Annotated in this window: 12 protein-coding genes and 1 pseudogene; 12 read left to right on the top strand and 1 reads right to left on the bottom strand. The window is 38.8% G+C overall.

Features of this window, described 5'->3' with window-relative positions; all coding sequences use genetic code 11:
- The 9 genes from H280_RS0121750 to H280_RS0121790 all read left to right on the top strand — a co-directional run.
- Window positions 1–349, top strand: a 349-nt coding sequence (locus tag H280_RS0121750; RefSeq protein WP_020063217.1) for an IS3 family transposase, incomplete at its 5' end; no start/stop codon positions are given.
- Window positions 350–493: 144 nt separating this feature from the next.
- The gene (locus H280_RS0121755) at window positions 494–1,306 is read left to right on the top strand and encodes a TrmB family transcriptional regulator (protein WP_020063218.1); all 813 of its coding nucleotides are present in this window, start codon (window positions 494–496) and stop codon (window positions 1,304–1,306) included.
- A gap of 60 nt (window positions 1,307–1,366) precedes the next feature.
- Window positions 1,367–2,239 (top strand): DMT family transporter, encoded by an 873-nt coding sequence (locus H280_RS0121760; protein WP_020063219.1) that lies wholly within the window; start codon window positions 1,367–1,369, stop codon window positions 2,237–2,239.
- A 132-nt stretch (window positions 2,240–2,371) separates the two neighbouring features.
- Complete coding sequence (locus H280_RS0121765; protein ID WP_020063220.1) at window positions 2,372–2,938, top strand: DUF6434 domain-containing protein; 567 nt, start codon at window positions 2,372–2,374, stop codon at window positions 2,936–2,938.
- A gap of 213 nt (window positions 2,939–3,151) precedes the next feature.
- On the top strand, window positions 3,152–4,714 hold the full coding sequence (locus H280_RS0121770; protein WP_020063221.1) for a fatty acid--CoA ligase: 1,563 nt from the start codon (window positions 3,152–3,154) through the stop codon (window positions 4,712–4,714).
- Entirely contained in the window at window positions 4,711–5,856 is a 1,146-nt protein-coding gene (locus tag H280_RS0121775; RefSeq protein WP_020063222.1) for an acyl-CoA dehydrogenase family protein, read from the top strand. The genes H280_RS0121770 and H280_RS0121775 overlap by 4 nt, the downstream gene beginning before the upstream one ends.
- 18 nt (window positions 5,857–5,874) lie before the next feature.
- Entirely contained in the window at window positions 5,875–6,747 is an 873-nt protein-coding gene (locus tag H280_RS0121780) for a 3-hydroxyacyl-CoA dehydrogenase family protein (RefSeq protein ID WP_020063223.1), read from the top strand.
- Window positions 6,744–7,895 carry a thiolase family protein gene (locus H280_RS0121785; protein WP_020063224.1) on the top strand — a complete coding sequence of 384 codons (1,152 nt, stop codon included), beginning with the start codon at window positions 6,744–6,746 and terminating at the stop codon, window positions 7,893–7,895. The genes H280_RS0121780 and H280_RS0121785 overlap by 4 nt, the downstream gene beginning before the upstream one ends.
- A gap of 148 nt (window positions 7,896–8,043) precedes the next feature.
- Complete coding sequence (locus H280_RS0121790; RefSeq protein WP_020063225.1) at window positions 8,044–8,490, top strand: GNAT family N-acetyltransferase; 447 nt, start codon at window positions 8,044–8,046, stop codon at window positions 8,488–8,490.
- Window positions 8,491–8,574: 84 nt separating this feature from the next.
- On the opposite strand, the gene H280_RS0121795 is transcribed toward H280_RS0121790, so the two are convergent.
- A complete protein-coding gene (locus tag H280_RS0121795) occupies window positions 8,575–8,886 on the bottom strand; it encodes a PepSY domain-containing protein (protein WP_020063226.1) in 312 nt (103 codons plus the stop codon).
- A 141-nt stretch (window positions 8,887–9,027) separates the two neighbouring features.
- Between H280_RS0121795 and H280_RS0121800 the strand changes: the two genes are divergently transcribed.
- The 3 genes and pseudogenes from H280_RS0121800 to H280_RS0121810 all read left to right on the top strand — a co-directional run.
- A complete protein-coding gene (locus tag H280_RS0121800; protein WP_020063227.1) occupies window positions 9,028–10,101 on the top strand; it encodes a M42 family metallopeptidase in 1,074 nt (357 codons plus the stop codon).
- A 50-nt stretch (window positions 10,102–10,151) separates the two neighbouring features.
- Entirely contained in the window at window positions 10,152–10,661 is a 510-nt protein-coding gene (locus H280_RS0121805; protein ID WP_020063228.1) for a DUF84 family protein, read from the top strand.
- 181 nt (window positions 10,662–10,842) lie between these two features.
- Window positions 10,843–11,025 (top strand): annotated as a pseudogene (locus H280_RS0121810) (IS200/IS605 family accessory protein TnpB-related protein); the annotation flags it as partial.

Consider the following 11,025-nt stretch of genomic DNA (forward strand, 5'->3'; position numbering starts at 1 on the left):
TACCCTTTTAAGGTTAAAGAAAAACAGAAAGTTTAAGAAGACAAAAGATGCCTTAATTCACTCAGATCAAGGAGTTCACTATACACACCCAAGCTTCCAAAAGTTAGTAAAAAAACTAGGGCTACTTCAATCAATGTCAAGAAAGGGGAACTGTTGGGATAACGCTCCTCAAGAATCATTCTTTGGACATTTTAAAGACGAAGCCTTTATTAAATCATGTACAAGCCTAGCTGAACTAAAACATGAAATAAAGCAATATATGAAATATTACAATCACGACAGATGCCAATGGAATTTAAAAAAGATGAGCCCTATTCAATTCAGGGAGCATCTTCTTAAAACTGCCTAGGCTTTTTTTAAATGTCCTTTACAAAGGGTACAGATTAATGCTGACTGATACTTTTTTGTGTTTCGAGATAAGTCTGAAAATATAGACATTTAAATATGGATGTTTTATAGTAGTTAATATAATAACGACTCTTGAGGAGGATTTATGGAAGAGAAAGCAATTACTGAATTGCAAAAACATGGATTTTCAAAATACGAATGTAAGGCGTACATCGGTTTATTAAAAGCACCCGCCATCACTGGCTATGAATTAAGTAAACGTTCCGGTGTTCCGCGCTCCATGATTTATGAGGTGTTAGGAAAATTGCTTGATAAAGGAGCGATTCAAACTGTTCCTTCTGATCCGATTGTTTATAAACCTGTTGAACCGAAGCTGTTGCTTGCTCGTTTGAAAGAAGAGATGGATGCGTCATTAGAAGTGCTAGAATCGTCTCTTACCACGTTAGAAAGTGATCAAAAGATAGATGTTGTCACGAGAATTGTTCAGTATGAACATATTGTTCAAGAAATGCTTTCGATGATTCGATCTGCTAAAAAAGAACTTTGGCTATCGATTTGGTCTCCTATTGTGAAAGACATTGAAAAAGCTGTTCGAGAGAAAGAAGGATCGATTCCTATTTTTACAGTTTTATTTGGAGCTGAAGATAAGACGCTAGGAAACACATATCATCACAACTATATGGCACCGGACATTGTGAGTAAACGTATGGGCGGGTATTTGACGATTCTCGTTCGAGATGAAGAAGAAGCATTAATTGCCAAGTTTAGCGACAGAGGTTCAGAATGGGCTGTGAAGTCAACTGATCCTGCGCTCGTTCTAATTGCTACTGAATACATTCGCCATGATATTATGGTCGAAGAAATTACAACTGCGTTCGGTCCTGAAAAGTTAGATGAGCTATGGAAGAAAAGGGAAGATTTAATTCATGTTATGACAGGGAAAAACAGCTTATTATAAAGCTGTTTTTTCGCACAAAACAATAGTCGTTATAACTATTACTACTTTAGGAGGATTTACATGTATGCGAAATTAAAATTTGTCGCTTCTATGGCTATCTTTGGTTCTATCGGTCTATTTTCGATTAAAACAGGTCTTCCATCAATTGAATTGGTTTTTGTAAGATGCCTCTGTGCATGTGTTTTGTTAGGAGGAATATGGCTTTTTCGCACATTCACAACGAAACAGGAAAACTTTACGCCACGCCGCGAGTATGGACTTTCCTTATTATGTGGTTTGTTTCTTATTATAAACTGGGTCTTTTTCTTTCGTTCCATTGAAGTTATGCCCATTACTGTCGCGATATCGATTTATCATTTAGCACCTGTTATTGTGCTTCTTTTAGGTTCTGTGATCTTTAAAGAAAAAATAACAGGAACAGGTTTATTTTTTTTCTTTATGTGCTTTGTAGGTACATTGTTAGTTGGAGGGATTCATCAACATACAACCGTTTCCGAATTTTTATCCACAGGTGTACTATGGGCATTTGCTGCAGCACTTTTCTATGCGCTGACTTCCATTACAGGAAAGGGAATTCAAACACTTAGTCCGTTGTTAACAACCGTGATTCAAACGAGCCTCGGTGTTATCATATTGATTCCATTTGTGGATTGGTCAAAGTTTGTGAATCTTACCGCTGAAAATTGGTTTTATATCCTTGTGACAGGATTTGTTCATACTGGATTTGTATTTTATTTATTCTTCAGTAGTTTGCGAGATTTAAAGGCTCAAACAATTGCGATTCTAGTCTTTGTTGATCCGGTTGTTGCAATTTTACTGGATGTTACGATTTTGCATTACCGTCCTGATCTGTATCAACTTCTCGGCATTTTTCTCGTGTTTGCGGGAATGAGTTATTCCCCGAAAAAAGAGCGGAGATTAGCAAAGGCTTAAATTGTGTATATGTAAAATATGTTCAGAGTTTGTTTTAATGAATTTTGATTAAAACAAGCTAATTCTTCGTTAGGTTGAATTGCAAATAACGAACCTATGTTCTAAAATAAAGTGTATGTGGAGGTGTTAATAGTGAGACCGAATCTTACAAAAGATATTTCGATTCAAGATTTCAAAGATTATTACTGGCTGAAAGAAGAACTGCAATCATTTTGCAGGGAACATGGAATGAGCGCATCTGGTTCTAAGATAGAGATTACAGATAGAATTGAAACATTTCTTCAGACCGGAGAGATCAAAAAAGCATTAAGAAAGCCAAAAAGTAAGACGCAGTCCCAGACACAAGCGAACTTAAGTCTTGATACAGTCATTACGGAAAATCATCGCTGTAGTCAGGACGTAAGAGCCTTTTTCAAGGCAGTAATTCCAAAGTTTCATTTTTCTACTTATATCCAAAACTATTTTAAAAATAATATAGGAAAAACGTATCGTGATGTTGTAACTGCTTGGTATGAAGAAGAAGAGCGTAAGAAAGATCCAGCATATAGGAAAGACATTGCTCCTCAATTTGAATACAATCAATTTACTCGTGCCTTTTTCGCTGATCCAAATAATAAAGGGAAAACTCGTAAAGAAGCGATTGAGGCCTGGAGTAACATTAAGAAACTTCCTGGAAGCAATACATATAGAGCGAATTAAGCATCTGGCCGCGCATTGGAGCAGGCCAGTAGCTGACATGTAGTATTCTGCATAGCCGCGATTTATCTTTCGACAAATATAGAGTTATATATTTGTCGAAAGATTCACCTGTAAAACATTCTGAAAATTGTTATAATAATTCCCGAGTTGTCTTGTTTTTAATAGGAAGATAGCGGAAAAATGAAAACGCTTTAATGAATAGGAGGAGATATCGTGTATATGACTATTGGAAAACTACTAGAATTTACGGCTGGAAATTACCCGAATAAGGAAGCGATTGTTGAGCCTGAAAAGCAGATTCGCTGGACGTATGCTAAGTGGAGTGAGCAGGTAAATAAACTCGCTCATGCGCTTCAGCAAAGCGGCATCCGAAAAGGTGACTGTGTTTCGACATTTCTTTTTAATAGTAGTGCGCTGGCGACGACATGTTTTGCTTGTGCCAAAATAGGAGCTATATTTAATCCAATTAATTTTCGTTTAAAACCGCAAGAACTTACCTATATATTAGAAGACGCTTCTCCTAAAATCGTACTTTTTGAACAGCAAATATCCTCTCAAGTACAAAGCATTTATACACAATTTCCTCACATTCAGTTTTGGTACATCGATCAAAATGAACCATCATTTTCTGTTTCTTATGAAGAAAAAGTAGCAAATGCTACGCCACATTTTGAAAAAGTAGAAGTCAATGAAGATGACATTTGTTCCATTATGTATACGAGTGGAACGACAGGGCAGCCAAAAGGTGTGCTTCATCGCCACCGGGAAATTCTCGAGCAAAGCTTAATGGGCGTTGCTTATTTACATTACACGGAAAATAGCCGCGGTCTTGTGACAGCGCCGATGTTTCATTGTGCGGAGCTTCATTGTTGTTTTATCCCAAGAGTACATAGCGGTGCGACAAATATCATTCTTCATCATTTTGATGCAAAGCTTGTCTTAAAGACGATTCAAAATGAAAAGGTGACAGTTATGTTTGCTGCACCGACAATGTGGAATATGCTGCTGCAGGAAGATTTAGCGCAGTATGATTTATCATCGCTTCAATATGGTTTATACGGAGCGGCTTCGATGGCCCCTGCACTTATAAAAGCTTGCGATGAAAAGTTGAATGTTTCGTTAATACAAGCTTACGGAATGACAGAGATGGGACCAGCCGTTACATTTTTACGGGAGCATGAGCAACTTTCGAAAATTGGCTCGGCAGGGAAAGCTGGATATAATCACGAAATTCGCGTTGTCCGCCCGAACGATGATGGGCCGTCAGAGCCAGATGATGTGTTACCTCCATATGAAATTGGAGAAATTATTATGAGAGGTCCATGTGTGATGGCGGGTTATCATAACAAGCAAGAAGCGACGGAAAAGGCCTTATATAAAGGTTGGTATCATTCAGGGGATTTAGGTTATGTCGATAGAGATGGGTATTTATACGTAGCCGATCGCGTTGATGATATGGTCGTGAGCGGCGGAGAGAATATTTATCCGCGCGAGGTAGAGGACTTTTTGTACACGCATGAAGGTGTGTTAGATGTTGCGGTATTAGGGGAGAAGGATGCCCTGTGGGGACAACGCGTCGTTGCATATGTTGTTTCGAAGGACGGATTGCTTACAGAAGAACTATTAGATGAATATTGTAAACAAAGCGATAAACTCGCTGATTATAAACGTCCGCGCCGGTATGTATTTACGGAGCAGCTGCCGAGAAATGCGAGCGGGAAAATTCAAAAGTTTATTTTACGTAATCAAGAGGCGGAGGTGAAAAAAATACGATGAAACATCCTTATTTGGAGGAAGAGCATCACATTTTCCGTGATGCTTTCCGTAAATTTTTAGAAAAGGAAGCATATCCGCACTATAACCGGTGGGAGAAAGACGGGATCATTCCGCGGTCCTTCTGGAGAAAGATGGGGGAGAACGGATTTCTTTGTCCGGTGGTAGAAGGGAAGTACAGCGGAGCTGAAGCTGATTTTGGATACTCTGTAGTAATTAATGAAGAACTAGAAAAGGTTGGTTCTAGTTTAGTAGGGATCGGTTTACATAACGATATTGTCGTTCCATATTTGACGGCATATGGAACAGAAGAGCAAAAGAAACGATGGCTTCCAAAGTGTGTGAGCGGTGAATATATTACAGCTATTGCGATGACAGAACCGGGAGCTGGTTCTGATTTAGCTGCTATCCGTACAACGGCGCGAAAAGAAGGGGATCATTATATTGTGAATGGTGAAAAAACATTCATAACAAATGGGATTCATGCAGATTTAGTCGTTGTTGTTTGTAAGACAGATACAACTGTAAAGCCGGCGCATAAAGGAATTAGTTTACTCGTTTTAGAAAGAGGAATGGAAGGATTCAAGAGAGGGAGAAAACTAGAAAAAGTTGGCTTGCATAGTCAAGATACAGCGGAACTTATTTTTGAAGATGTGAAAGTTCCCGCTTCTAATCTGTTAGGGGAAGAAGGAAAAGGTTTCTATTATTTAATGGACAAATTACAGCAAGAGCGCCTCGTTGTCGCAATTGCGGCCATAACAGCGGCGGAAGTAATGCTTCGTTTAACAAAGGATTATGTAAAAGAACGAAAGGCATTTGGGAAAAGTATTAGTGATTTTCAGACTGTCCAATTTAGGTTTGCTGAAATGTATACAGAAATTGAAATTGGCCGCACGTTTGTGAATGAATGTATTGCAGCGCATATGCAAGGTGAAAACATTGTGACGAAAGTGTCGATGGCAAAGTGGTGGATTACAGACATTGCGAAGAAAATAGCGGCGGAGTGTATGCAATTGCACGGTGGGTATGGGTATATGGAAGAATACGAGATTGCAAGGAGATATAGAGACATTCCAGTAAGCACCATTTACGCAGGGACGAATGAAATTATGAAAAATATTATTGCGAAAAGTATGGGTTTGTAATGAAAGGGGAGGAAAATAATGATTCGAAATATTGCGGTAATTGGCACTGGGATTATGGGAAGTGGTATTGTTCAGGCATTAGCGATGGGCGGAAAGTGCGTGAAAATGTATGATGTATCAGAAGAAAGTATACAAAAAGCATACAAAGGAATCACAGTAAGCTTAACACGTTTCGTGAAAGCTGGGCGGATGAGCGAAGAAGATAAACAGCAAGTTCTTGAGAATATCGTGTCTACTATAACGCTAGAGGAAGCATGTACAGATGTCGAGCTTATTATTGAAGCTGCTCCAGAAAATTTACAGTTGAAAAAAGAGATTTTTAAACAGCTAGATAGCTATGCTTCCCCTTCTACTATTCTGGCAACAAATACATCTGAATTAAGTGTAACGGCGATTGCAAGTGCGACAAATCGCGCAGAAAAGGTATTGGGGATGCATTGGTTTAATCCAGCACCTGTTATGAAATTAATTGAAATTGTGAGAGGAGTTGATACAGCAGAAACGACGATACAAGCGGTGAAAGAGTTAGCAGAAGGGATTGGAAAAGAGACCGTCGTTGTAAAAGATATGCAAGGGTTTGTCACTTCAAGAGCAATTGCGGTGCATTTGTTAGAGTGCATGCGTATGTATGAAGAAGGGATAGGCAGTAAAGAAGAAATTGATAAAGCGATTAAACTTGGTTTGAACTATCCAATGGGGCCGTTTGAGTTAGCGGATTATGTTGGATTAGATACAATGCTATTTGCAAGTCAAGGTTTAAGTGAAGCGTTTGGTGATAGATTCCGTGCTCCGCAAACGCTTGTGAAATTGGTAGAGGCAGGACATCTTGGAAGGAAAACAGGAAAAGGTTTCTATAATTATGAAAAAGGGAAAGTAGGCGAGAGAATATGAACCGAGAAGTTGTAATTGTTGAAGCGGTACGTACACCAGTTGGAAAAAGAAATGGTGCATTTCGTGAAATCCATCCAGTGCAACTTGCAGCAGTGGCGCTGGATGAAGTAATAAAGCGTGCTAATATCGAAAAAGGAATGGTAGAAGATATTGTCATGGGGTGTGTGACGCCAATTGCTGAGCAAGGCTTTAATATTGGGAGACTTGCTGCTTTAGAAGCGGGTTTTCCAATTACTGTTCCTGCTGTAACGATTAACCGTCTATGCGGCTCGGGGCAACAAGCAATCCATTTTGCAGGGCAAGAAATTAAATCTGGTGATATGGATATTACCATTGCCGCTGGTGTTGAGCATATGACGAAAGTACCCATTTTAAGTGATGGAAATGCAAATACGATTCCGAGTAGTCTTCATGCAAAATATGAATTTGTACATCAAGGTGTGTCGGCAGAACTAATTGCTGAAAAATATGGAATTACAAGAGAGCAGCTAGATAGCTACGCTTATGAAAGTCATCAACGTGCACTACAGGCGATAGAAGCAGGGTATTTTAAACGTGAAATTGTCCCAGTAAATGGGATCGATAAAGAGGGGAATGCAATACTCGTTACAAATGATGAAGGACCAAGAGCAACTACTTCTCTTGAAGCGTTAGCAAATTTAAAGACGGTGTTTAAAGAGAACGGATCCATTACAGCAGGAAATGCGAGTCAAATTAGTGACGGAGCAGCGGCTATTTTGTTAATGGATAGTGAGAAAGCGAAAGAGTTAGGGCTTCAAGCACGGGCACGGATTGTGAATCAAGTTGTAGTTGGTTCAGATCCGACAATAATGCTAGACGGCGTTATTCCAGCGACGAAAAAAGTACTGCAAAAAGCAAACTTAACAATTCATGATATGGACGTAGTCGAAATTAACGAGGCATTTGCTTCTGTCGTTCTTGCGTGGCAAAAAGAACTAGAAGCAGATTTACATAAAGTAAATGTGAACGGCGGTGCGATTGCATTGGGACACCCGCTCGGAGCAACAGGCGTGAAATTGATGACATCGCTGCTTCATGAATTAGAAAGAAGAAGCGGAAAATACGGCTTACTTACAATTTGTATCGGACATGGGATGTCAACGGCAACTATTATCGAAAGAATATAACAAAAGGTACAGAAACGATGTAAATTGTATACGAATTAGTAGACCAAATCACGATTCAATTTGGTCTTTTGAAATGATTGTGTAACGATTTAAACATACGAAATCGACAAGAAGATTATGGGGATATTCTTGTAAAGGAGCATTATATATGAAACATATGTCATTGAAAAAGATCGATAAGAGGAATTGGGAAGATGCGATTCAATTATCAGTGGATCAAGAACAACAACCATTTATTGCTTCCAATTTGTATTCAATTGCAGAAGTGCAGTTTCTAGACAATTTTTATGCAAAAGGAATATATCTTGATAACAAAATCGTAGGCTTTACTATGTTTGGCATAGACGGCGACGATCATAATTATTGGATTTACAGACTGATGGTTGATAAAGGATTCCAAGGGAGAGGAATAGGAGTACATGCTATAAAATTGGTTATTGAAGAAATAAGGAGAATGAATGATAGAAATATTCCACTTATTATGATTGGGTATCATCCTGAAAATCTTGCAGCAAAATTTGCTTATCAAAAGGCAGGTTTTGTAGAGACGGAATTATCATCTTGGGGTGAGCAGTTAGCAAAATTTTGTTTATGAAAAGACATATAAATAAAAAGCTTGGATTTACATATAATCCAAGCCTTTTGGTGCTAGCTAGTTAAAGCCAATCTGCACATCGTATTAAGCAACGTTTACTTCTAAAATTGTACCTGTTTTTGCATCTACTAAAAATTCAAATCGTTCTTGTACGTCGTGTAGTAACGTTGTAATACCACCACGGTATACATCGTAAGTAACATCATATTTTTCAAACGTCTCAGGAACCATATGTACCCAAGAACCTGTAAGTTCACCTTTATGACTTAATGCTTGTTTTACCATTTTTAATGCTTTTTCAGAAGAAATGTGGGATTGTTCTTGTACTTTATTTGCAACAACATATCCAGCTGCAAAACCTAAACCAACACCCGCTAGTAAGCTTTTCCAGTTCATACATTCACCTCTATCCTGTTAAAGTTTTCCCCATAAGTATAAATCAAATTACACAAAAAAAGAAGAAACTAGAAAGATTTCGAAAATTTCGTTACAATAAAAGGAGTGATTCTATAACTGGATTGAAGGAAGGGTACCGCAATGAATAAAGAGACAATGGAACTATTTCGTACGTTAACAGAACTGCAAGGTGCTTCAGGATTTGAACATGATGTACGTCGTTTTATGAAGCAAGAACTGAGTAAATACTCAGACGAAATTGTACAAGATCGTTTAGGGAGTATCTTCGGTTTAAAAAAGGGTGACGAAAATGGTCCGCGCGTTCTTGTAGCTGGCCATATGGACGAAGTCGGCTTTATGGTAACGCAAATTACGAAAAACGGAATGGTTCGTTTTCAAACATTAGGTGGCTGGTGGAGTCAAGTATTACTAGCACAGCGTGTACAAATTATGACAGACAACGGCCCGATTATCGGTGTAGTAGGGTCTGTTCCTCCGCACTTATTAAGTGATGAACAACGTAACAGACCAATGGATATAAAAAACATGTTAATTGATATTGGTGCAGATAGCCGTGAGGAAGCAAATGAAATTGGTGTGAAACCTGGTCAGCAAATTGTACCAATTTGTCCGTTTACACCGATGAAAAATCCAAAGAAAATAATGGCGAAAGCTTGGGATAATCGTTATGGCTGCGGTCTTGCGATTGAGTTATTGAAAGAATTAAAAGATGAAAAACTGCCAAATACACTATATTCTGGTGCAACAGTGCAAGAAGAAGTCGGCCTTCGCGGTGCACAAACAGCTGCGAATATGATTCAGCCTGATATTTTCTACGCGTTAGATGCAGGCCCAGCGAACGATGCATCAGGAGATAAAACACAGTTTGGTCAAATTGGAAAAGGTGCTGTCCTTCGCTTGTATGATCGTTCTATGGTAACGCACCGCGGCATTCGTGAATTTATTTTAGATACAGCGGAAACACATAACATTCCATATCAATACTTCGTATCACAAGGCGGTACAGATGCAGGACGCGTACATACAAGTAACTCTGGTGTACCATCTGCGGTGATTGGTGTATGTGCTCGTTACATTCATACACACGCTTCAATTTTACATATTGATGACTATGCAGCAGCGAAAGAATTGCTGATTCAATTAGTAAAAGCAACAGATAAAACAACATTTGAAACAATTAAAGAAAATGTTTAATATAGACAGGCCGAATGCGACCTTTTCTTTTTAAATTTTGAGGTGAAAACGTGAAAGTAGCAGTTGGATCGAAAAACAAAGTGAAAGTAAATGCTGTTAGGGAAGTGCTTGCAGAAGCAGAGATTATTTCACTATCTGTCCCGTCTCATGTGTCCGCGCAACCATTTTCTGATGAAGAAACGCTGCAAGGTGCAAGTAACCGTGCAAAATTAGCATTAACAGAAGGGAAAGCGGATATTGGAATTGGTTTAGAAGGCGGCGTGATGCATACAGACCAGGGCTTGTTTATGTGTAACTGGGGTGCTTTAGCGACGAAAGAGGGTAAGCTATTTACAGCAGGCGGAGCACGCATGAAACTGCCAGATGAGTTGATTCAGCCTCTTGAAGAAGGAAAAGAATTAAGTGAAGTGATGGAAGACTATACGAAGCAACGTGATATCCGCAGCAATGAAGGAGCAATCGGTATTTTTACAAACAATTATGTAGATCGGACGGATTTGTTTGTGCATGTTGTGAAGCTATTAGTTGGACAATATATGTATAATAGAAGCAAAGCATAAACCTTGCACTGCAAGCAATGTATGGTAGTATATAAATACAATTTAAAAACCAACATAAAAACCCTCTTTCTTTTTTAGGGTGGCGAGAGCATCTGGCTATGCGTAAAGCGGTCAGGGCCTTTTTCTGCCACATGCAAAGATTAAAACAAAGGGAGCAAGCGAGTACATGGCATGTTTTTATGTTCATGAAACGGCCGCGTTTACGATTGCACGTCGTGGACTCGGACTACAAGAAAAACTACCAAAAGAAATGATTTCTTTGTTACGAAACCAGATCGCAACGAAACTTCGTATTCTTATTGCTTCATTGGAAGAAAGCAATAAGAATACAAAAAAGGTATATAAGAAATGGTTACAAACCATC

This window comes from Bacillus sp. 123MFChir2 (genome assembly GCF_000383235.1).
Classification (GTDB): domain Bacteria; phylum Bacillota; class Bacilli; order Bacillales; family Bacillaceae_G; genus Bacillus_A.

Bases quoted from the DNA above. Each gene is read 5' to 3' on its own strand.
- H280_RS0121755 (WP_020063218.1), top strand. From the start codon at position 494: ATGGAAGAGAAAGCAATTACTGAATTGCAAAAACATGGATTTTCAAAA.
- H280_RS0121760 (WP_020063219.1), top strand. From the start codon at position 1,367: ATGTATGCGAAATTAAAATTTGTCGCTTCTATGGCTATCTTTGGTTCT.
- H280_RS0121775 (WP_020063222.1), top strand. From the start codon at position 4,711: ATGAAACATCCTTATTTGGAGGAAGAGCATCACATTTTCCGTGATGCT.
- H280_RS0121780 (WP_020063223.1), top strand. From the start codon at position 5,875: ATGATTCGAAATATTGCGGTAATTGGCACTGGGATTATGGGAAGTGGT.
- H280_RS0121785 (WP_020063224.1), top strand. From the start codon at position 6,744: ATGAACCGAGAAGTTGTAATTGTTGAAGCGGTACGTACACCAGTTGGA.
- H280_RS0121790 (WP_020063225.1), top strand. From the start codon at position 8,044: ATGAAACATATGTCATTGAAAAAGATCGATAAGAGGAATTGGGAAGAT.
- H280_RS0121795 (WP_020063226.1), bottom strand. From the start codon at position 8,886: ATGAACTGGAAAAGCTTACTAGCGGGTGTTGGTTTAGGTTTTGCAGCT.
- H280_RS0121800 (WP_020063227.1), top strand. From the start codon at position 9,028: ATGAATAAAGAGACAATGGAACTATTTCGTACGTTAACAGAACTGCAA.